Raw genomic sequence first — 23,562 nt, forward strand, 5'->3', positions numbered from 1 at the left:
ACGATTATTAGTCAGGGTGATCACAAATTTTATCCGCTGCCTAAGCGAATACTTTCAAGCATGATCGTTAAATAACCATTATTCAGCACTCAAACTCGTACCTATCAGCCCCTTTCCTACAAAAATATAAAAATCACGTCAGCCTAAGTTCAGAGCTCGGCTAAACCAGGTAACTATTTTAGCAAATAGATTAATAAAAGTACCCCTGAGTATATTAACTCGCGAGTCAGACGTACTTTCCCTGCTTGAAACACTAACCATACCTGCTCCTATCCTGGCAGCATTCTACGAACAAGAGGCCATCAGCTACAGGCAAAATATATTAATAAGCAATTAAATACAGCTTTAAAAAGGAGCAATTAATAAGCCACTCCCTATAATTATTATCAAATACTGCAATCCAATCCGAGAAACATTTATCGGTACATTGGCGAAACAATGAAAACATCGAAGATGCATTTTATTTATGGAGATTACAGCCACCTCCATTATGAGTAATTACATTTTTGTCAACTATTCCAGTGAGAACATGATATAGAGCCAAAGCACGAAAGATTGCATTGCAAGATGGTAGCACTCCATTCCATTATATTTAAAAAAGGAGGCCGGTATTAGGCTTAACACTCAAAATACTGAGTGGATCACTATTGCTTGGTCAGCGACGGATTTCCGGACACCCCGTTTAACCTTCTTAGCCAATTCAGGGCATAAGGCACCTCTAATCGTGATCACGAAATTGGCAGAAAGGTACCAGAAGGTCAAACAACACTAATCAAATGAGGAGATACAACTGGGAAAAGTTATTATTAAAGCGCCATAATTCAATTTTTAATAGGGGCCTCAAAATAATTCTACAGTATATTGTAGGTATTGATGGTCGCAGACATTAGGCGCAGCATGCAACGAATGCCATCAGGGTCACAGTGCAGCAACTGCGGTCTTCAAGGCTTCCCTATGGGACTTTCGAGGCATCACAAAATTGTCCACCCCCTAGATATTCATGTGGAAGTACTGAACCACCTGGTTATTAGAGCCTATCACTCCCAGTACTTGATCATAGTCCCTACCCAGATTGCCACTTAAAACTACCCGGAGTATTGACCTTAAAGGAATTCAAAAAGTATTACCTGAGGTGACAAGTATCAGACAAGATAATTACACCCACTAATTCTCAATATCTATATAGGACAACCGACACTAAACATCTCCATATAAATATTAAAAATCAACACCAGTACTTCCCGGACAAACCTAACCTCATAGACCAAGGGAAACACCCAAAGACTTATAAAAAAATATAATTACAATAATCTCAAAACTCCAAAAAAATATTTGAAAAAAACAACCACACAAAGCAGAATTGTTACTGCAATAACAGCCGTCCACTTTAACCACAAAACTGCATTGAAGACTCTAAAAAAACCATTTCAGGATACCTAAAAAACAAGGATAAACTAAACCCACTCATACCCTATTATATGGAAGAAATCATCAATGAATATCAAATTTTCTAAGTCTTTGACTGCGCCCATCTACTTAATGGTAAGCACTTCAGCCGTTATACTTTCCCCTCAATCACTTGCCGTTGAATGTTTTGATACTATTAATTCACCTACCACTCTTACAGAAAATTTACTATGTGAGTTAACGCCAGAAAACCCTTACGCTTTAACCATTACCGGCCCCTCAGGAAACCTGTATATGTCAGGTGATGGCGGAATCACATGCATCGGCGAAGCTGGAGAAACTGGACAATTTGGTATAATGGTTGAGGGTACCTCTCGTCAAGTTATCGGTGGGAGCGTAGAGAATTGTCCAGGGGGCATTCTGGTAGCCGGCTCCGGCTTACACTCAATTCTTCACACACAAATCACTAATTTTCTCCTCGATGACGGAATCAGAGCAGAGAGTAATAACAATCTAATACAGGGCAATATTATTACTAGTAATGGGGTGGATGGTGATGATGGCATAGATGCCAGTGGCGACTTCACTACAGTAACACAAAATATAATTAATGGGGCAGGTGACGAAGGCATCGAAATTAATGGCGCCTCAGCCTCTATCATCCAAAATTATACTGCAGGCAGTGACGATGACGGAATTGATCTAAACAGATCAGGAGCAACCATATCATTCAATATTTCTGAAAACAATGATGGTGGCGGAATCGTCATTAATGGAAACAACTCTTATATATCCCAAAACATTGCCTCCAATAATGGTGATGATGGTATTGAGATCTCCGACAGCGGCTCTAGCAACACAATCCTCCAAAACACAGTCCAATATAATGGTGACCAGGGAATATATATAGAGCAGTCAGGAAGTGTCGACAATGTAATTCGAGGCAATATATCTACAGATAATGTTGGTTTCGACTTGCTGGACCCATTTGCCGATCCCACCTGCACTAATTTAAATAATACTTGGAGCTCCAATACAGCCAATACTTCCGACCCTGACTGTCTTCGATTTCTCTAGCGTATCAAATAACTGTACTTGTAGATAAGTCCTACATTTACAGCGTGGGCGATCGATCATGGGGGTAGGCAGTGGAAAAAAGAAATTTAATAGCCGTGGATTGGCAACTTCCAGAGTTATGTATATTAGACAAGCCTACCCCCTAAATATAGGTACATTCAAATCCAAAAGAGCGATAATGAACCGAATAAAACCGATAACAATAATCACCCTAAATCTACTGGCATTGAATAAAATACACAACCGTGCAATATAGTTGTAACACTAACCACATGTTCCGGATCATTCGATATGGAGAACAAACTCCTACCATCTCCCAAACACCAACCTGACAAGTCCGTCGTGGGGCTACCATGGCGGCATGACTTGTAACCAAGGTCGTCAGGTCCGTAGAGGAGGCAAGTGCTTAACAAACATATACTCTTTAAGAGAGAAACATCTCTACTAAAGCCACCAGCCGAACATTATCCACCCCAAATGACCAGGATAAATAGTGCAAGGTTAGAGGGAATTATAGTCATACGATTACCCAGGATTACCCAATTTTTCTGGGAGGGACCTAAACAATACCACATTGCGAAATTGGGCTTTTGACGAATATACCAAACTAAAGAAATTAGGACCAGCTTCGAAATCGTGAAATGAAATTTCACTTTCTTTAGGCAGTGGATAGTCGCCTCCAGCTTCGAGAATCCCAAAGCCCAACTGAGCTGCAGAATATATCCACCCTCTTCAGGTGTGGCCGCACTCCAAATATAACTGCGTATCCATCATTAACGGAACCTTCGCACTACTCAATTCACGATAAAATACCACCTCAAAGGCAACTCAAACTAAGCTATTGACATTGCTCTAGATCACTAATGTTGACATTCCGCAATAACCTACAAACATTCTTTATTCATCCAAAATTATATTAAAACCACCATAGATCAATCTTTTACCATCAAATGACATAGGGCTTAGCCGTGAAGTCACCCTTGGGTCATCTATGATCACCCCAGTATCTCGAACATGTTTGGATAACCAAGCAACCCAGGAGAGCACTACAACTTCATTCTCTGCACATTTTATAGGCACCTGAAATGATGATCATTTCACCATCCAATACATTACCCCCTCAGAGCTCAACAATTTTTAACGCCCCTTACTCTTTAAACACCCCAGCAGCAATTATTGCATACTCAATATATTCTTCTTTGTTTGCTGTAGGCACTCCTCCTGCAAACCAATCCGTATACGACACTGCAAATGCCTGCTGATAACCACTTCAGACAAAGTACTTGCCACTAATATTAGTTACCTGCAGTCTTCAAATGATAAAATTAATACTGTATATTTTGGCCTAGAATGCCAACATTCAGTCATTTAACTCTACTCAAGCTAGACGTAGCACGAAAAACATAAAGATATATTCTTTCTTTGAGTTATTTTCCAAATTTTACTTGACTCCCACCAAGTTAAGTCAAGAAAGTCACATTAATGTTCCCCATTAGTTCGAGGCTACAAAAACTATATTCTCGTCAAATATAACTTACTTGAACCTATAACATCACAACGATTTGATTGCTTTTGATACAAAATCAGACTCGAAAGGATAGTCAAATTTCGAATTGCTTTTTAGGAAGAAGGTTTAAAATTGACAAATTAATATTCAAGCTCAACTTTTCATAACCAATTCAGTCGCAACTCCATTCAAGTGATAGGGAGAAGCTGAGATTAGAAACACCAAAAATCTATCAAAAAATCACTAATTCATGAGATTAAACCCTGAAACTAGCTCAAATGGTACCAGGGTTTAGATCGGCTAACCCTAGATTCCACAAAAATCAAGAGACCAATTTTTGTTGGCTAAACAACTTTTAAGTGGTTTATAATTTCCGGACCCGAAAATTACAAATAATGGGGATAAAGGGTATTTTTTAATGAACAAAAAGATGTTTAAACTTTCTGCAATTCAAGCGGCTTTTTTATTAACATTGTCAGGGTGTGTGAACGATAACAAGTCGTCTAAACCTGAAGATGTTCCGCCAACCGCTAAAGATGTAACGATTAAAGGGGCAAAGCAGTGGATTCCCGCATCCGGTAATCTACAAGGGTACGATCAAGATGGGGATTCTTTAACCTATAGTTTTTATGAGGGTGATGAGTCTATCGAGTCAGTTGAGGGTATCTATACATTCAGTCATGGTCAGATGACATTAGATGGCAATGAATTTGAATATACTTCATTCTCGGGGGAAGAGGTTTCAATTGGTTATACGGTAACCGCAAATAGTGCATCTGCCTCTGCGACAATTGAAATAACAAATGTCGCAAACGACCCTTTAGCCTATCAGCAATGGCACTTACGAAACACAGGCCAAAAAGCTTACTCCCTCAGCGATGAAATGAAGCAAGGCCTTGTAGATTTAGAGATTTATACAGCTGCGGAAGCTGATGACAGATTTGAAGAAGCTGAAGCTGAAGAGCTAGTTGCCGGCGAAGATATGAATGTTTTAGCAGCATACTCTCAAGGTGTAACTGGTGCAGGCGTAACGGCTGTTGTTGTGGATTCAGGCTTAGAAATTCGCCATGAAGATCTGATCGATAACGTGCTGGCAAATCGCTCTCTCAACCTAGATGAATCAGCAGCTGACAGAACAGACCCGACAAGCCTATCCAATAGCGGAGATCATGGTACTAGTGTTGCCGGTCTCATCGCAGCTAAAGGCTGGAACAATATAGGTAGCCGTGGGGTGGCCCCAGATACTGGGCTTATCGGCATGAACTACTTAGGTAGTGATAAAATAGAGCAAACTGATCTATTGGCGCACGGATTTCCTGGTAGTGGTATTTCTATAGATGAGGAAATTTCAGCGTTTAACCGCAGCTATGGTATTACCTACCCAGCTTCTATTGCTTACTCTGCTTTAGATGAAGCCATTGAGTCTTACCCCAACCTTACTCTTCGAAGCGGAAAAGGCGCTTTGAACATGAAGTCAAGTGGCAACTCTTTTGAGGACGGCCGTGGTGAGGGCTCATTATGCGCTGATAATGGGGCCAATGAGCTGGGTCTAACCTGTTACAACTCTGCATTCCAGCCCAGTCACGGTCACCCTTATTACCTGAATGTTGCAGCAGTAAACGCTAACGGAAAGCATACGAGCTACTCGACAGCCGGGGCAAGCATGATGGTATCAGCTCCTGCAGGAGAGTTTGGTCGCTACGCTCCCGCCATGGTAACCACGGATCAAATGACATGCATTAATGGTTATTCTGGATTTAATGGTGGGACAATAAGCGCCTGGAGTGAATACTACGGTGAGGACTTCGCAGCCAGCCAATTCCCATTCAACTATCCGGGCCACCCAGAGAATGCAAGCTGTAACTATACCTCAACCTTCAATGGAACATCTTCTGCTGCGCCAAACGCATCAGGTGTTGTGTCTCTGATCCTATCTGCAAATCCAGAGCTGACTTGGCGAGATGTCAGGCACATCCTGGCCTCGACAAGTACTGTAATTGATACAGAAGATGCAAAAGTTGAGCTTACGATTGGAGAAGGAACTTTTGTTGCTCATGATGGCTGGATTGAAAACGCTGCTGGTTATTACTTTAACAATTTGTATGGCTTTGGTCGCGTTGATGCAGGTGCAGCTGTTGCTATGGCTTTAAGCTACTCAGAGAATCTTGGTGAGCAAATTGTCACTGATTGGCAAGGAGTAGGCTCAACCATCAGTGATTCAGCACTGGGAGCAACAATTCCAGACAATAGCGCAACAGGTATTAGCCAGCAAATCGAAGTGACTGAAGACATTATTATCGAAGCAATGCAGTTCGAATTTGTTGTTCGCAATGACCACATGGGCGCTATATTAAATGATAGCCTATTGACATCAGCTGGTAACGATTTGGCTCTTGAGGTAGTTTCTCCTTCAGGTACTAGAAGTGTTTTACTTTCTTCTAAACAGGCGTTACTAGATGCCTCTTACAGCTTTGAAACTGGATATAGCTATGGCTATATTTTAGATGGTGCCGTGCTTCTTTCTAATGCCTTCTACGGGGAAAATGCTAAAGGAACCTGGACTATCAGAGCATTAGATACCGGTGAAACAAATATCGATTTCTCAAATACAGATAACTACTGGGGGGCTACCGGCCTTATCAATAATCCAGTTGAAAGTGTGTTAGAGGGAGTATCACTAAGAACCTTTGGACGCGCTGTACAATAAGAAGGACAACACAATGAAGCTTAATATATTAATGACACTAACAGCTGCGGTATGTTTATCTGGCATAGTACAAGCTAGCGATATTGACAAAGAGTTAAATGTAGAAAGCAAAGAGATCAAGGTCACAAAGCTAAGAACTAGCACTGCTGATTTTGGCATCTTTAAAATCGAAAGATCACTGTCAAGCGTCCCCACAGCGATTGCTGCGCCAGAACGTATTGTTTCAACAAAAGGTGAAATGGCTATAGTGGATATTGCTGACGACTCTACAACTGATGTTGTTGGCAAAGGTACGGTAGTACGAAACACTATGACTAATGAGTTAACAACATTAACTGGCAATATAACAATTTTACTAGACAAAAATGTAAGCGCATCAGAAGTAGCCTCTGTAGCTAACATGGAAGTGTTATCAGTATTTCCTGGTACTGACATTGCCATCCTGAAAGTTAAAGAAGGCAATGATTTACTGGAAGCCTTTAATGTAATTAAAGAATCTGGCCTAGCTATTGAAAGCCGAGTGGAAGTTACAGAGACCATAAATGAAGCACAATAGTTAAAACTCAATTTAAATATTTATTTCTGACTCTGATATAAAAGGCGTCACCTTCTAGGTGATGCCTTTTATAAAATCCCCGGATTAAGATCTAGGGATCCTCTGATCAACGAAGCATTTTTCCAGAATTAAGCTGAGCTGCTTGAAAAATTCACTTTATTACGCACAAACGCGTAATTTTCGCGTAATAGTCCCCTAATTTTTCATCTGAAACCCTCAATAGGTGGGTTTCAGGCGAACCACCCCTAGGCAGCCAAGTATTTTCTCCCTATTAATAAGTTGGTAAAGCCTGCCAGTAAGCACAGCCTCTCAGTATTTTTTACCAGTCCCCGATAGCGGACCTTGTCATAACCAAATACCCGTTTGATGTAGCGGAAGGGGTGCTCGACCTTCGCTCTTATCTGCGCCTTGATCTTTTCCGCTTTACGGAGTGCATCACGCCCTGGAAGAGTTTTTAGCTTGCTCGGCTTCATTGCTATATACCAATCCGCCTCCCGCTCTTTCAACTCTTCACGTTTCTCCGCACCAATGTACCCAGAGTCTCCCCAGATTCTTTTCTCCTCCCCGTGGAGAACTCGCTCTGTGGTTGTGACATCATGCGAATTCGCTGCTGTTGTATCTATGCTATGTATTACTCCGAGCACATCATCAACCCCGATATGCATTTTCATCCCAAAATGCCACTGATTGCCTTTCTTTGTTTGATGCATTTCCGGGTCACGTTCTTTCTTTTCATTCTTAGTTGAAGTTGGCGCAGAGATAATAGTGGCATCTACAATCGTGCCTTCACGCAGTACCATCCCATTCTCAGCAAGGTGTTTGTTGATTTCATCAAAAAGAGCTGCACCTAGCTGATTGAGCTCCAGTAAGTGGCGAAAGTTAAGAATCGTTGTTTCATCGGGAATTGGGCTACTCAAAGTCAATCCAGCAAAACTACGCATGGATTCAATTTCATACAGTGCATCTTCCATAGCGGGATCACTGAGATTGTAAAATAGCTGCATGCAATGAATACGAAGCATGACACTCAATGGATATGGCTGTCGGCCACGTTTACCTTGTGGGTAACAAGGAGTGATCTGAGCTTCTAGTCGCTGCCATGGGACGAGGGTTTCCATTTGAGAAAGAAACTTCTCTCGGCGAGTTATACGACGCTTTAGCTTATATTCTGCTTCGGCAAAGGTGACTTGGTGCATGATTCATCGTAGTCTTGATGGGTAGGTGAATATTACCAAATTGACTCAGAATTATTCAGAGGTTCCCTAGATCTTCTTTCTGAAAAAAAGCTATATCAGGCAGACTCTACTTCACCATGCACCCTGGATTGAGCGTTTGCTCTAGCCTTTTCATGTACTGGTAGCGCGATGGGTGCCTGTTGAGTTTGCCCAGTAGCCATGACTACAGTACTCCCATGGCGTGCAGCAGTTACCAGCGCATCATTATCTGCAATGGCAGTCATAAAGCGCAACGCTTCGTCTGCGCTGGTACCAGCGCTGGTAAGAACCTTAATAGCCTCGGCTGCACTTTGTGCATATACCCGTCGTGCCTCCCCCATTTTCTCCATACGAATCTTTACGGACTCGCCATCAGCTTTAGCCTTACCCACTTCGCGCTCCCGAATCGCCTCAGCCTCGTAGGTAGCGGCCTGCTTCTCCCGCTGCATTTCCATAACTTTGTTAGCCTGAACCTCTACCGACTTGGGTAGCCGCGGCTCATCTGATAATACATCGACAATCTCTACACCAAAGTCGTGGAAAAATTGGCGAAGGCGCCCCTTGGCTTTATCAGCTATATGTTCTTTTTTGTTATAAACGTCTTCAAGTTCAATGCCGTTGGCAACAGGGATAGCTGCATCTGTCGCAAAAGACTTCAGTTGTGCCTGGTAATTCTCTAAATCATATAGAGCTTTGTATGCAAGCTGCACATCCGACGATACCTGGTGCTGAACCTTAAGAATCAAACCAAAAGTGACATGATTACTGGTCTTTAGACTCAACTCAACGGGGGTTTCATGTAGAGCCGTTGAAGCTTTTTTGTCTACCCAGGAAAGGTAGGGAATAATCAAGTTGAAACCAGGGGTAGCAGTTTTCCAATATTTACCAAGAAATAGCACAAAGTGGTACTGTTTCGGTTCCACTATCACAATGGACTTAGCTAACAAAAAAATTACTACAGCTCCAAGTATCGCAGGCCAAAAAAGTAAAAGGGGAAAGAGTTGTTCCGGCATATTTTAAAAATCCAGTCAGAATAAATTATATAAGATGTGCAAACTCTCTTATTCAGCAAGGGGTAACCAATGGATACGCAAATATACCCACTATACTAAGAGCATTCACCCACAGCTTACATCAACTACAACATGCTGGCCACAAAGCTACTGTCCAAAACCCAACTGTAAGTCTACTACCCCCCAGTAGGGTAAAAGCAAATGTAAAGAACTTCACTAAACCCGCTACAGACCAATAAACAACAATTTTTCTGGAAAAACCCTTAAATTAAAACCCGCACCAATAAAACTATTGTTAGTACAACTTACCATCACTTAACTATTCTTCTGCAACAAAGTATCCAAAATCAAATCTACAGTCATTTATCTTTAAGCAATTGTTTTTTGCGATTCAAGCCTATTCAAGTTACTTTACATGATATGGATGGGCTTTAAAAAGGAGGTACTTTGTGCTGGCTACAGAGCTCTCCAGAGTATTAGGTGCAGAGGAGGCTATGTTCACCGAGTTGGCAAGGCGAACTTGCGGGGGGACATTAGTAATCTCCTTTATCAAAGTACTCACCCCTCTTAGCGTTGAAAAATTAATAAGTGGTTTCGCATCGGCACATAAAATCTACCCACTTCTACAGGCAAGAGTTGAGTCCGGCAACAAGCTTCGATGGCGCTGCGACGTACCATTCGAGTCAATTCCAATTGAGGTTCGAAAATTGAAGGAGCCTCTTGATTTCGAGGCTGAATTCAATCGTCGGGGGAAGACGGGCCTTGATGTTGAAAAATGCACATATACACTTTCCTTCTATATTAATTCCAATGACGAAGCTGAATGGATCTCACTGGTCAGCAGCCACGCAGCTTTGGATGGCCGATCAGTGATGACTTTATTCTGTATTTTAGACATATTCTTTAAAGATGAAGGAACATTCAGGTTGGGCGGGCAACCACTTTACGAAGCTGTCGAAAGCTACTTTAGTTCCTCTAAATACTTTGCCCATGAAAAACCATCACCTCAAAAAGATGAACTCTTTAATTGGCCCGTAGAGGAACCTGCTTTTGCAGCAGAACGTGAAGGTCACGCTATATATCGACAATTTCCGATTGCAGAAATTTCACAACTGGTAAAAATAGGGAAAACCCACAAGGTAAGGCCAAGCGCCCTGTTTTGTGCCATTGCAATTCAAGCATCCAAAATATTACCCAACCATAAAGATTGGATAAAGATTTTACTACCCGTGGATGTTCGTGAACTCTGCGGCACTGAAATTGGATTAAGTGCAGTAGGTGCTTTTTCATCAGCAACCACTCTTGAAATCATGCCCAATATAGATATAGAAGATACTTGGCAACTAGCGCGTCACTTACAGATTGAGCTTGATAAACAGGCGGAAGAAGGAGAACCATTCAAGTTCATGTTCCCCAAGAAATATAAACTCGAGGATATTATTGAATGGGCTCAGGACTACGAGGAAAAGAAATCTGTCTTTTCTGAAGGAATGTGTATATCTAATGTAGGCAGTATGAAAGCGCTTGGCACGGCAATGAAGCACTTCGAAATCATCACGGCAATTCCATTTCAAACACATGGGGCTCACCCTATCTCACTACTAACCTATTCAACGGTACGTAATTCTGTATTTATATTTTCATACTGTGACCCACTCACAAAACGAGATAGCGTTTTGAATTTTGCAGAAAAATTCATCAACACGATCAAGAGGCTTTTAGAACCTGAGAACTAACCCTTGACTTGAAAAAACGAACAAAAGCAAAAGTAAAGCAAAGGCGCCCACTACTCCCTAATCAGCCGAGGCTACACCCAAACAATTTCACCTTATGTACGATTCTCCAACAAAGAATCAATTGGTCACAACAAGTGACCACCAAAAATCAATGCAAGGAAATATTAGTAACGCCAACCAAGCACAGCCAGTCATATCACATGAATCTCCCGAATTTCTCCAATCATCAATTTTAACCTAATAAACCATCCAGAATTCAGCACTTATCTTTCATAATGTAACCTACCAAAAGGAGACGACCTTACTAGCTTTATCGAAAGGCGCACATATATTCTAAAGGAACTATTGCCCCACACCCCCACTCAAGCAATGCACCTCAAACCAGTCAGAATTAGATCAAACCACGACAAATCTTAACCAACACTTATGTATTCCGAACATCTATATGTAGATAAGCAAGCAACATTTAGGCATCAATATTTTTGCATCTTAACTTCTATTTTATTAAGTTTGACATTAAGTCAATCTGTTCTTGGAAAGAGAACCTATGTCCAGCCCAGAACTATCCAGGGTGCTGGGGCCTGAAGAAGCATTATTTACCGAGCTAGCCAGGAGAACTTGCGGGGGAACCTTGCTGGTTTCCTTTTATAAAGTTCTAATTCCACTGAGTGTTGAGCAACTTAAAACTGCCTTTTCTTTAATCCATAAAATTTACCCCCTTCTACAGGCTCGTGTTGAGTCAACTGAGCAACTGCGCTGGTATTGCGATGTACCCTTTGAGGATATCCCTATAGAAATAAAAGAGCTTTCAACACCCATTAATATTGAGTATGAATATACTCGTAGAGGTAAAACAGGACTCAATGTTGAAGCATGTACATATACTCTTTCCTTCTATCTAAATTCACTCGGTAAAGTCGGCTACATATCTATGGTCAGCAATCATGCTGCATTGGACGGCCGGTCTGCCGGGATCATATTCTATATTTTAGATTTGTATTTTTTGGATCAAGGAAGATTCAGGTTAGATAGACAGCTGTTATACAACCCAGTTGAGACCTACTTTGATTCAAGCAAGCATTTCTCAAACAAGCAAAAATCTGGAATTAAAGAAAATTTATTTAAATGGCCAGTAGAAGAAGCCGCTTTTGTTACTGAAAGGGAGGGCCATATTTTATATCGCAAATTTCCTATGGAGGAACTCTCTCACGTTGCAACTATTGGCAGAAAACACAAAGTAAGACCTAGTGCGCTTTTTTGTGCTATTGCCATCCAGGCATCAAACATACTGCCAAATCACAGAGAGTGGATCAAAATCTTATTACCCATGGATGTCCGCGACCTATGCGGTACCGGAATCGAATTAAGCGTTATTGGTACATTTTCTGCAGTTACTACTCTTGAGGTTACACCAGATATCGATATCGAGAACACCTGGGAGCTGGCAAAGCACTTACAGACTGAACTTGATCGGCAGGCAGCGTCCGGTGAATATTGTAAGTTTAACTTTCACAAGAACTATGATTTAGGGAGTATTATAGAGTGGGTTGAAAAGTACGAAACCAACAACCCCTACTTTCTTGAAGGGTTATGTGTATCCAACTTGGGTAACCTGGAATCCCTGGGTGTGCACATGATTTTTTTTGAACCCATCATAGGTACCTCACTCCAAACTCATGGCGCCCATCCAATATCATTGAGCACTTATTCAACAGAAAAAAGTTCCGTTTTTGTCTTTTCATACTGTGAGCCACTGACAAAAAGAAATAACGCTTTAAATTTTGCTGAAAAATATATCAACACTCTAAAGAATTTGATATGAATCAGCTCCACATAAACTAGGCGTCTCAAGCTATCGAATCACTTTCAGTATGTACCACTCCCCAAAAAAACACAGCCCCATAAAAGCAATACATTTAAACCATACGCAGGCTATATATTAGACACTATGATTATCTTACAGACTCATAGGGGAGTTTATTAGGACGCCGAACGACCTGCACTCATACCTTTTGTTTAGAGCGTCACTAGGAGGCAATAAATTAACTGAATCTTGCCTCATTGGTTCTCCACCTACTTCACCTCTTTTGTGAGGTGAAGTAGGCAGAAACATCTACTTAATAGCGTTTTTAATCATCTCTTCCCCTCCCCTGCCATGCACAATCCGATACAGTAGCGGAAGTACAAACAGAGTTAGAAGTGTGGAAGAAATAATCCCCCCAATCACAACCGTGGCCAGGGGCCTTTGTACCTCTGCGCCGGTACCCACATTCAATGCCATAGGCACGAACCCCAAGCTGGCGACCAGAGCAGTCATCAGTACAGGACGAAGACGAATCATTGCTCCGTCAATAATCGAAACCAAAAGCTCACCGCCCTGTTGCCGCAGCTGACGAATAAATGACAGCATTACCAGGCCGTTTAAAACCGCAACACCAGAAAGGGCAATAAACCCAACCCCTGCAGAAATCGATAGAGGCATACCGCGCAGCCATAGAGCTAGCACCCCGCCAGTTAGCGCTAAGGGAACTCCTGTAAAAATGATCAAGGCATCCTTGAATGAGCCGAAAGCCATTACCAGAAGACCGAGGATTACCAAAAGCGTCAGCGGGACAACGATAGAAAGACGCGTACTTGCAGATTCCAGTTGTTCAAATGTACCTCCATATACCAACCAGTAACCGGCAGGCAAAGACACCTGTTGCTGGATTCGGGCTTTTGCCTCCTCTACAAAAGATCCTAAATCGCGATCGCGTACATTCGCGGTTACCACTACACGGCGCTTGCCATTTTCACGACTGACTTGATTGGGAGCCGGTGTCATTTCAAGATTGGCTACTTCAGACAAGGGCACATAGCTACCTAGCGGGCTACCAGCGGGTAAAGGTACAGGTAAGTCACCAAGGTTTTCATAGTCCCGGCGCAGACCTTCCGGCAGCCTTACTACCAATTGGAAGCGACGGTCACCCTCATAAATCAGCCCTGCAGATTCCCCACCAATTGCGGTTGATACCAAGTCCTGTAGGGTTTTCAGGTCGATACCATAGCGGGCAAGCGCTATACGCTTGGGGACTACAGAGAGAACTGGCAGACCTTCAACCTGCTCTACTCGAGCATCGGCTACACCCTCAATCCCATTTAACACTCCCAGGATTTGATTAGACGAAGCGACCAGCTGGTCCAGGTCATCACCAAATACTTTGATGCCTAGATCTGCACGCACACCAGAAATCAACTCGTTGAAACGCATCTGGATTGGCTGGGTAAATTCGTAGTTATTACCTGGAAGCTCTCGAACGGCTGCTTCGATTTCTGCCACCAATTGCTCCTGAGGCAGTTTTGGATTGGGCCATTGATTTCTGGGTTTCAGGATCACAAAGTTATCAGCCACATTCGGAGGCATTGGATCTGTAGCTACCTCTGGAGTACCAATTTTTGCAAATACCTTGTCTACCTGGGGGAACGCCTTAATGCGCTGCTCCAGTAGACGCTGCATTTCCACCGACTGCTCAAGGCCAGTCCCCGGAATACGTAAAGCGTGTAGTGCAATATCGCCCTCATTAAGCTGAGGGATAAACTCAGAACCGAGAGTAGTAGCTAGCCAACTACAAAACAGTACTAAAGCAAGAGCCCCTGATAGTACCAGCCAACGCACTTTCATTGCGGCAATTAAAAGCGGCTTGTACAGTGACTTAGTAGCAACAATCACCTTATTTTCTTTTTCACTGACTTTCCCGGTGAGAAAAACAGCAACTGCTGCAGGTACTACGGTGAGAGAAAGAACCAATGCAGCCAATAACGCCATAACCACAGTAGCGGCCATAGGGTGAAACATCTTTCCTTCGACACCAGTCAGTGTGAACAAAGGAATATACACCACCGTGATAATCAACACTCCAAAAAGGCTCGGGCGAATCACTTCATTGGTGGCCTGGAATACCAGCTCCAGTCGCTCTTGCAGAGGTAACTTACCGCTCTTGCGCTGTTGGGCTTCGGCGAGCCTGCGAATCGCATTTTCTACGATAATTACAGCCCCATCGACAATCAGACCGAAATCGAGCGCACCGAGACTCATCAGGTTGGCAGAAACACCGGTTTGCACCATACCAAATATAGTGGCAAGCATGGACAGCGGAATCACAGCGGCCGTAATAAAGGCAGCCCGAATATTTCCAAGTAGCAAGAACAGCACGACGACTACCAGCAACGCACCTTCAATAAGGTTTTTCTGTACTGTAGCGATGGCTTTGTCCACGAGCGTCGTGCGATCGTAAACCGCTTCCACCTTTACACCTTCAGGTACAGTGGATTTTACTTGCTCCAAAGCTACCGCCACATTGCGCGCCACCTCGCGGGAGTTTTCCCCCACCAGCATCATAGCGGTGCCCAAAACGGTTTCTTCACCATCTCGCGTAGCAGCACCGGTACGCAGCTCTTTACCAATAGCCACTTCAGCAACATCAGAAATTTTAACCGGCACCCCGGATCGGCTGGTAATTACTACGTCTTCAATTTCTCCGATATTCTGTAGTTGTCCCGGTGAACGCACTAACAGTTGGCGTCCATTATTTTCCAGATAGCCAGCACCTCGACTTTCGTTGTTGCGACGCAAAGCCTCGGCAATATCCTCCATAGATACGCCGAAGTTAAGCATCTGGCGGGGGTCCGGTGTTACGTGATATTGCTTGTTATAGCCACCGATAGTATTTAGTTCCGTAACCCCCGGAACGAGAGACAATTGCGGTTTAATAATCCAATCCTGAATCTCCCGCAGTGCAGTGGCGTCGTAGGGCTGGCCATTGGGCTGGGTTGCTCCGGGTAAAGCCTCCACGGTATACATAAAGATCTCACCGAGCCCGGTGGCAATGGGCCCCATTTCCGGCTCCAACCCCGGGGGCAGATTGCTCTCGATGGTACCCAGACGACTGTTTATTAAGTTTCGCGCAAAATAGAGATCTGTCCCCTCTTTGAAAACCACGGTCACTTGGGATAGCCCGTAGCGCGAAATCGAACGGGTGTACTCCAAGTTGGGAAGTCCGGCAAGTGCCGCCTCTACCGGATAGGTGATTCTCTGTTCAGCTTCTAAAGGCGAGTAACCAGGTGCTTCAGTATTAATCTGCACCTGAACATTGGTGATATCGGGGACCGCATCAATAGGGAGTTTCTGGTAACTCCAAACCCCGAGCCCCACCAGAATAAAAATTAGGGACAATACGAAATAACGCCGCTCAATGGAGAAGCGCAGGATGCTTTCAATCATCTTCTGGCCTCAATTAATGGTGGTGAGCAGCGCCGGATTTCTCTATATCCGCCTTGATTAAGTAACTGTTTTCAGTGACGTAGCGGTCTCCAGGGTTGAGTCCACTTAATACCTCTGTAACCCTGCCATCGGTCCGCCCAAGTTCCAGTGGGCGAATCTCATAAGCATCCCCTACTTTTACAAACACAACGGTCCAATTGCGGAAGGGTTGTAGCGCTTGATTTTCCACCACTAAGGGCGCAGGACTCTCATGGGTGACCACATCTCCTTGAACCATCAGGTCTGTTGTCCAAATGTCCTCTGGATTCTCAATCATCGCGCGGGCTATTGCGAAAGGCGTGCCATTGCCCCCCGGTGCCAAGCTGACAATTGTCGAATCAAATGAGAGCCCATCGGCGGTAATAGAAACTTTTTGTCCGCGAGCAATTTGTCCCCGGCGAGTGGGGAATACTTGAAGCTCTGCCCATATTTGCTTGTAGTTCGCAATCGTAAACAGTACCCGGTCACCGCTAAACTCCCCTCGACTGGCCTGCTTATCGATAATCTGACCGCTGATAGGCGCTATCAAGGAGTAAGTTTGCAAGCTGTCATTGGACTCAATTGTTGCAAGCTTTTCTCCTTTCTGTATTGAATCTCCCAACGCTTTCTCAATCGTGACAACGGTGCCTGGATAACGAGCACGAACATGACTGAGGCTGCGATGATCGATAGTAGTTTTACCGTAAAGGGTAATACGCTCTTGAATAACTCCCGGTGCGGCTATCGCAGTTTTAATGCCGGCCTTTTCCGCCGTGCTTTCATCTATCTTTACTCTTCCTTCATGTGATTCAAACTGCCATTTGGCACGGCCTCGCTTGTGAATCAAAGAGAGCTCAATGTCGAATGAATGGGGTTCAGCCAGATGTTCTTGGCTGCGCCAGTAATCAATATTTGCATCACGGTATAAGGCAATATGTTGCGATTCACCCCCAAGTCGAACCAGAGTTAGGGTCAATTCTGCATTGTCCAGCGCTTTTCCGTCTTCCTGAATCCATGCGCGAAACTCAGCCTTACCACTCCGCTCTACCAGAGCCAGCTCAACCACAAGATCCCCCTGCTCTAAGAGGCGGCCCCCATGTGGCCCTTTACTTTCTTCTTGATGATGCTCTCCACCGTGGGAGCCACTGGCATAACTAAAATTTGCCACCCACCCTTGAGGTACCAAAAGGATTAGGAACAGCATCGCTAGCTTTAAAGTTCTATTTAATCTGCTCATTTTTAAACTCAACTTCATCTACTGCTCTCGACAGCCACGACACCTAATGGCCGGGCAGTTAATCTCTCAATTTCCGCTCCGTACACATGAACAGAGCGTGCCGCCACAATTCTCGAGCGCTCAGCATCGAGCAATTCCTCGCGGGCAGAGATCAACTCAACATAGGAATAGCGCCCCCGGCGATAGGCCCGGTCAACCTCAGAAAGCGCCTTGCGCAATGTGGGAATAACGGTATTTTGCATTTCGTCAACAATGGCCAGCGCTTGTTCACGGCTCGTTACCGCCAAGAAAAGCTGGGGATAGAGCTTTAGCAATGCCGCCTCTCTATCCAACTGAACCTGTTCCAGCTCAGCCATTGCAGAAATCTCTTTACCCCGATTACGTCGCCCGGTAAAAAGCGGCACGTTAAAGCCAACAACGACAGCATTCTCATCATCTTCTTTGTCGTTCCGATAGCCTGCATACCAACCAATATCAGGTATCGACTTCGCTTGTGTCAGATGCAGGTGAGATGCGCGCAAGCGCTCTTCAGAGGCAAAACGGGCAATAGAAGGGTTTTCCTGAGCCCGCTCGTACAGAACATCAAAGCTGGCATTTGGCTCAAATCGGAAGAGCACGCTGGAGTCAACTGCAAAGTCCTGGGTAGGTTGCCCCCACAGCGCGGATAGTGCGTACTTGTAGTAGCTCAGCATTCGCTCCTGTGCCTCGGCGGCCAAAATGGCATTCGCCAGTGCAGACTCAGCCCGCATGCGTTCAGCTATGGGGGACGCAGCAGCATTGACCCTTGTAGTTACAGCGTCCAACGCTTCTTGCGCCAGCGAGACCTTCTCTTTTTCCAGAATCAGTAATTCTGCGGCAGCGAGTACTTGCGCATAGCCACGAACCACCTCGGCCAAGACATCCAGTGCTGTCGCTTGCTCATCGGCAATTAAGAGGTCCCGCTGAGCATTGACAACATCGATTCGAGCCTGGCGTTTGCCCCCCAACTCAATAACTGATGACAAAGAAGCAGTCAGCTCAAGTTCCTTGTCATCATCATCATCGTCGTCACTTGGCGGACCGGGCCGGCCGGGGGAGCCTGAGCTTGAGCTTGAGCTTGATGAACCATCATCTCCGTATACCGCATACTCAGCTTCGAAACCAAAATCCCATGCAGGACGTAGGCCGGCTGTGAACTCAGCACCATCCAATGCCCATTGCTGGAGTGGAAAAACTGCAATCTGGGGATTTTGTGCCAGAGTTTTCTGTATTGCCTCTGGCAACGTCAATACTTCTCCCCTCTGCGCAGAGGTAGCTTGCGCAGACATAAGTAGAGCGGTCGTCAACAAAAATCTAAAGGATGTACGACCAATCACGCTCAGCGAGAGCGTGGAAAAAAAATCCATGGAATTCTCCCAAGTCACAACTCGATCATCGTGTGCGAGCAAAAGCTACATACTTCTATAGCGGCACACGCAGTATTTAACTAATCAGACTTGGGTTATAGGTGGGCGTAAAAGTGGAGAAAAATAACCTGAGGGCACAGCTGCACTGATTGTGTCACTGTAACTGATAGTGCCCCGAAGAAGAGGTTGATAAGACTGCCCCAAAAGCCCGGTTGCATTAATTCCGTGACAATGGCAACAGTGATTACAGAAATCCAACGTCGGTGTAGATTGCTCTTCACCGGAGGAAGGCAGCGAGAAAGTGACGGAACCCCCATCAGGCTCGTCAGTAGGAGCTACCCCCGGGAGTTGATCTGTATGATTTGAAGAGAAGTGGATGGTGATATCTTCTAGCTCATCATGACTGTCATAGAAGGCGCCAGCTGTCTGGAAAATCAGCAGCGCAATCAGTAAAAATGACAGACGAACCACATTCATAGGAGCAGGCTAGTATCAATAATGGATCGACTCTAGCAAACATAACCCAGAGCCTCAATTGAATACGGCAAAAGTTTTGTAAAACAACAGCTTATTGACCAGCAATTCTGGATAGCCAGTCTCGTTTCAATACTCGTTTTTACGCAACAGCAGGCGCGAAGGTTCTCCTCTACACTGATTCAGATGCCACAACTATGGCTATGTATTGGGAGGTACCGGTAAATGCTTGCTTTTCAACCCTTTGGTGGCTTGGCTAGGGCGCTGATTCTTGCAGCGACGGTGGCATTAGCCCCTGCGATTGTCGCTCAAAACCCGACACCACCCCCGCAATCCGATAGCACTGGCTCCCAAGGCCAAACCCCGCCACCAGGGCACCCCACTCAATCGACCGATGACAGCAATCCCCCCCAGCCACCAGGGCAAATGCAGCAAGGCAAACCTCCTCAAGGCCAAATGGGGGCCATGGAATCAAACGAGCCCCTAGACCCCAAGGCGATGGCAACCTTGAAACGAATGGGTGACTACCTCGCCAGCCTCAAAATGATGATGTTTAACGCCGATATATTCACTGAGGTCGTTCTGGAGAATCAGGAAAAGCTCCTGATTGGCGGTACCGTCAAATACATGGCAATGCCACCCAAGCAACTGCGTGTAGACCTGAAAACAGATTCTATTACCCGTCAATTCATTCACAATGGCGACAAGTTCACCGTGATTGCTCCCCGCGATGGTTACTTCGCAGAAATGGAAGCACCCCAGCCTACAGCGGAAGTTTTAACCAAAGCCGCCAAGGATTACGGCATTGAGATTCCTTTTGCCGACCTCCTCGAATGGGGAAGGAAGGAAAATGTTTGGTCCGGTATCAAAGAAGGCTTTCTGGTAAATCGGCCTATGGTTGACGGCCAAAAAACCGAGCACTGGGCATTTCGCTCTGAAAACCTGGACTGGGAAATCTGGATCAAGGCTGGTGACAAGCCTCTGCCCCTGCGTATTTCAACAGTAAACACCCGCGACCCCGCCAAGCCGCGCTTTATTGCCACCTTGAAATGGATGGAAGCCAAACCTGGTGCCGCCGGGCAATTTACCCCTTCCATCGACAAGCTCAAGCAGATTCAGTTTAAGAAGGCGGAACCCAATAAGGAGGCCACACCATGATGCATCGCAACGGTCAAAAGACGGGTTTCCTTGCACAACTGGTTGTGCCTGCTCTGGTCACGGGGGCACTACTGACTGCATTGGCCAGTCCCTCAGCCGAAGCCTTTGGTCGGTTTGGTGGTGGTGGGGCTCATTTCAATATTGGGGGACATTTTAATGGGATGCGTCCGATGGGTGGAGGCTTCCACGGTGGCTATGCCCCGGGGGAGTTTGCAAGGCGCTTTCCCAATCACCCCCCATTTCACCCCCATCATCCACCCTACCCACCGCCCCCTTGGCGCCCCCACTACTGGCCCTACCCGGGACCAGCATTTTGGGGTACGGCAGCAGCCGTAGGTGTCGGCGGGTGGTTATATACGTTGCCTCGCAGCTGTGTTGCAGTAACTGTTGGTAACGTTACCTATGAGCACTGCGGGTCCTACTGGTATGAACCGCACTTTGTCGGTGGCCATATCGCCTACCGCCCGGTTCGCCCTCCCCGCTAGGAACGCCAATATTGGATAAGTGGCCCCAAGTGCGAAATGCTATTTTTCGTTGTCAGCTTTCTCGGGGCCACCCTGAGCATAAGATTTGGTGATATGCCTGAGGGTCTTCATCTGCTTGCCGAAATTGCGGCAAGGTGTGCAAACCGCCAGATGTAACTTCAGGCTCGCCTTCTCGGAAATGAGCAGGTCCCTCTCCTGGGACTCAGACATCAGCTTCGTGGCTTCCCGGCAGGTCTTCATCATTGTCACTTCTCCACACCAAACCAGTTATCTTCCAGACACTCGCGCAAGCGAAGGCGCGCCCTGTGCAATGTGACATTTAAATTGCTAACGGTAATCTCCATGGCAGCACAGATCTCATGGCTTTCCAGCTCAATAAATTCCCTCATCATAAAGATCTGCGCTTGGCGCGAGGGAAGATGGCTGAGACAGGCCTCAAAGATCCGCCAGAAATGCTTATCGTGAATTGCCGACTCAGGATCAGCCCAGCGTTTGGGCTTTTCATCCTTCTGCCAGTGCCCCGTCTGATCAAACAGCTCATCGTGATCATATTCTTCCCTGTCCCCACGAACCAATTGATCCGCATCTACGAAGCGCTGTCTCTGTCGCAATATGTCGGCAATCTTGTTCTTGAGAATGGCGAAGACCCAGGTCTTCAAAGCCGAGCGACCGGAAAAGCTGCGCGAGTTCTTTAGGGCACCCATCAATGCTTCCTGAACAGCATCCTCAGCCAGCTGTGTATCCTGCAACTGCAAACTGGCAAAACGCAGCATCTGCTGGCGCAAATCCACCAGGAACTGCGAATTCTGTAAGGAATCCTCGGCGGAGGCTGTCGAAGCACTGGGAGCTAGGTGATCGCTCAATTACGTTCCCTCATAATATCGAAGCGGAGAGAGTCGATATTAACGAAAATAATGCGATTCTCTACAAACCAATTCCCACTGGCGCCAAAAGGCAATTTTGCTGATTCTGAAATATCTAGTGCATCATGCTGGTATTTTTGTGCCAATTGAGACTTTTCTGCTTTACCCCGCCTCTCGAGCCAGAATGAGTGAAATATCATGCCAGTATAGAGCTCTGCATCAGTTTCGAAAGCGGAAACCTTTGGCCAGAAGAACCTCTAACTCCTCAACTCTTCCGTGATTCCTCTGGTTTTTAGTCGAGGGAACCACAGACTTGTTACACTTCCACAGCAAAATTACAAAGAGCGCCAATACCGGCGCAACTGCGCCTTTTTGGTTAACCCCCGCAATAGGTAAAGAGCCAATGCACGATTTAGTACAGGACTACTACGGACGCCAACTAAAGAACTCTTCAGACCTGAAGACCAATGCCTGTTGTGATCCCAGCGATATGCCAGAGTGGCTAAAACCATTGCTGTCCAATATTCATCCCGATGTCCTATCCCGCTATTACGGCTGTGGACTTGTCTGCCCTCCACTTTTGGAAGGCTGCCGGGTACTGGATCTTGGCTGTGGCTCAGGCCGGGATATTTACTTGCTCTCCCAGTTGGTAGGTCCAAAAGGTGAAGTAGTTGGTGTCGATATGACGGAAGAGCAGTTGGCTGTGGCCAGGCAGCACCAAGCCCATCACGCCGACAAGTTTGGCTATGACAATGTCCGCTTCCTGCACGGCTACATCGAAAAGCTGGAGGAACTGGAATTAGAGCCTGAAAGCTTTGATGTGATCATTTCCAATTGTGTGGTTAACCTCTCCACAGACAAAGATGCTGTTCTCAAAGGCTTGTTCCGGCTGCTGAAACAAGGGGGAGAATTTTACTTCTCCGATGTCTATGCCGACCGCCGCATTCCCCCCGCAATTAGCTCTGACCCCGAACTGTTTGGCGAGTGTCTTGGGGGCGCACTCTACTGGAATGACTTTCTGGAAATTGCTCAGGGCAGCGGCTTCCGCGATCCACGCCTGGTGGAGAGTCGGCCATTACTTATCACCAACCCAACCCTGGCCCAGCGCTGTAGATCAATTCGATTTTTTTCCGCCACTTATCGATTGTTCAAATTAGCGCAACTGGAAAAAGACTGTGAGGATTACGGCCAAGCAGTGATTTACAAAGGCACACTACCGGGCTCTGCCGATCAATTCGTTCTCGATGGACACCACATTATTGAGACCGGACGAGTATTCCCTGTGTGCGGTAATACTTGGAGAATGCTCGCAGAGACCCGTCTCGCACCCCACTTCGAGTTTATTGGCGATTTTTCGCGGCACTTTGGCCTGTTTCCCGGCTGCGGCAAGGAAATGCCATTTGCCAGCGACACTCCCGAAGCGGATCAATCGAGTACCCAGTGCTGTTAACCCTGAGCCTGGAAA

17 protein-coding genes are annotated in these 23,562 nt (G+C 45.5%); 8 read left to right on the top strand and 9 right to left on the bottom strand.

Going from position 1 to position 23,562, the window contains the following annotated elements; all coding sequences use genetic code 11:
• Window positions 1-1,494 precede the first annotated feature (1,494 nt).
• Window positions 1,495-2,484, top strand: a complete 990-nt coding sequence (locus ACJJIS_RS11285; RefSeq protein WP_444933368.1) for a right-handed parallel beta-helix repeat-containing protein — start codon at window positions 1,495-1,497, stop codon at window positions 2,482-2,484.
• A gap of 897 nt (window positions 2,485-3,381) precedes the next feature.
• Here ACJJIS_RS11285 and ACJJIS_RS11290 read toward each other — a convergent pair.
• The gene (locus tag ACJJIS_RS11290; RefSeq protein ID WP_475708130.1) at window positions 3,382-3,564 is read right to left on the bottom strand and encodes a DUF1428 family protein; all 183 of its coding nucleotides are present in this window, start codon (window positions 3,562-3,564) and stop codon (window positions 3,382-3,384) included.
• 845 nt (window positions 3,565-4,409) lie between these two features.
• On the opposite strand from ACJJIS_RS11290, the gene ACJJIS_RS11295 reads away from it, so the two are divergent.
• Both ACJJIS_RS11295 and ACJJIS_RS11300 read left to right on the top strand, forming a co-directional pair.
• On the top strand, window positions 4,410-6,698 hold the full coding sequence (locus ACJJIS_RS11295; protein WP_475708131.1) for a S8 family serine peptidase: 2,289 nt from the start codon (window positions 4,410-4,412) through the stop codon (window positions 6,696-6,698).
• Between the two features lie 13 nt (window positions 6,699-6,711).
• A complete protein-coding gene (locus tag ACJJIS_RS11300; protein ID WP_475708132.1) occupies window positions 6,712-7,254 on the top strand; it encodes a serine protease external chaperone in 543 nt (180 codons plus the stop codon).
• 245 nt (window positions 7,255-7,499) lie between these two features.
• On the opposite strand, the gene ACJJIS_RS11305 is transcribed toward ACJJIS_RS11300, so the two are convergent.
• Window positions 7,500-8,450: an IS5 family transposase gene (locus ACJJIS_RS11305; RefSeq protein WP_444959510.1), complete on the bottom strand. Its 951-nt coding sequence runs from the start codon at window positions 8,448-8,450 to the stop codon at window positions 7,500-7,502.
• Between the two features lie 95 nt (window positions 8,451-8,545).
• A complete protein-coding gene (locus tag ACJJIS_RS11310) occupies window positions 8,546-9,481 on the bottom strand; it encodes an SPFH domain-containing protein (RefSeq protein WP_475708133.1) in 936 nt (311 codons plus the stop codon).
• Between the two features lie 449 nt (window positions 9,482-9,930).
• On the opposite strand from ACJJIS_RS11310, the gene ACJJIS_RS11315 reads away from it, so the two are divergent.
• Complete coding sequence (locus ACJJIS_RS11315) at window positions 9,931-11,217, top strand: hypothetical protein (protein WP_475708134.1); 1,287 nt, start codon at window positions 9,931-9,933, stop codon at window positions 11,215-11,217.
• 547 nt (window positions 11,218-11,764) lie between these two features.
• Window positions 11,765-13,039: a hypothetical protein gene (locus tag ACJJIS_RS11320; RefSeq protein ID WP_475708135.1), complete on the top strand. Its 1,275-nt coding sequence runs from the start codon at window positions 11,765-11,767 to the stop codon at window positions 13,037-13,039.
• A gap of 291 nt (window positions 13,040-13,330) precedes the next feature.
• Here ACJJIS_RS11320 and ACJJIS_RS11325 read toward each other — a convergent pair whose 3' ends face one another.
• The 4 genes from ACJJIS_RS11325 to ACJJIS_RS11340 all read right to left on the bottom strand — a co-directional run bounded on the left by ACJJIS_RS11325 (window position 13,331) and on the right by ACJJIS_RS11340 (window position 19,594).
• Window positions 13,331-16,477, bottom strand: coding sequence for an efflux RND transporter permease subunit (locus tag ACJJIS_RS11325; protein ID WP_475708136.1), 3,147 nt, complete (start codon window positions 16,475-16,477; stop codon window positions 13,331-13,333).
• 13 nt (window positions 16,478-16,490) lie between these two features.
• The gene (locus ACJJIS_RS11330) at window positions 16,491-17,732 is read right to left on the bottom strand and encodes an efflux RND transporter periplasmic adaptor subunit (protein ID WP_475708137.1); all 1,242 of its coding nucleotides are present in this window, start codon (window positions 17,730-17,732) and stop codon (window positions 16,491-16,493) included.
• 14 nt (window positions 17,733-17,746) lie between these two features.
• Entirely contained in the window at window positions 17,747-19,117 is a 1,371-nt protein-coding gene (locus ACJJIS_RS11335; RefSeq protein WP_475708138.1) for a TolC family protein, read from the bottom strand.
• A gap of 84 nt (window positions 19,118-19,201) precedes the next feature.
• Window positions 19,202-19,594, bottom strand: coding sequence for a hypothetical protein (locus ACJJIS_RS11340; RefSeq protein ID WP_444913965.1), 393 nt, complete (start codon window positions 19,592-19,594; stop codon window positions 19,202-19,204).
• A gap of 222 nt (window positions 19,595-19,816) precedes the next feature.
• On the opposite strand from ACJJIS_RS11340, the gene ACJJIS_RS11345 reads away from it, so the two are divergent.
• Together ACJJIS_RS11345 and ACJJIS_RS11350 are read left to right on the top strand one after the other, a co-directional pair.
• Window positions 19,817-20,749 carry a DUF2092 domain-containing protein gene (locus tag ACJJIS_RS11345; protein ID WP_444913966.1) on the top strand — a complete coding sequence of 311 codons (933 nt, stop codon included), beginning with the start codon at window positions 19,817-19,819 and terminating at the stop codon, window positions 20,747-20,749.
• On the top strand, window positions 20,746-21,234 hold the full coding sequence (locus ACJJIS_RS11350) for a hypothetical protein (protein ID WP_413662207.1): 489 nt from the start codon (window positions 20,746-20,748) through the stop codon (window positions 21,232-21,234). Before ACJJIS_RS11345 ends, ACJJIS_RS11350 begins: the two co-directional genes overlap by 4 nt.
• A gap of 39 nt (window positions 21,235-21,273) precedes the next feature.
• Here ACJJIS_RS11350 and ACJJIS_RS11355 read toward each other — a convergent pair whose 3' ends face one another.
• A complete protein-coding gene (locus ACJJIS_RS11355; protein ID WP_444913967.1) occupies window positions 21,274-21,477 on the bottom strand; it encodes a zf-HC2 domain-containing protein in 204 nt (67 codons plus the stop codon).
• Window positions 21,478-21,479: 2 nt separating this feature from the next.
• The gene (locus tag ACJJIS_RS11360; protein WP_444913968.1) at window positions 21,480-22,097 is read right to left on the bottom strand and encodes an RNA polymerase factor sigma-70; all 618 of its coding nucleotides are present in this window, start codon (window positions 22,095-22,097) and stop codon (window positions 21,480-21,482) included.
• 403 nt (window positions 22,098-22,500) lie between these two features.
• Between ACJJIS_RS11360 and ACJJIS_RS11365 the strand changes: the two genes are divergently transcribed.
• On the top strand, window positions 22,501-23,547 hold the full coding sequence (locus ACJJIS_RS11365) for a methyltransferase domain-containing protein (RefSeq protein WP_475708139.1): 1,047 nt from the start codon (window positions 22,501-22,503) through the stop codon (window positions 23,545-23,547).
• Window positions 23,548-23,562 lie beyond the last annotated feature (15 nt).

The organism is Microbulbifer maximicatervae (SeqCode) (assembly GCF_056231245.1).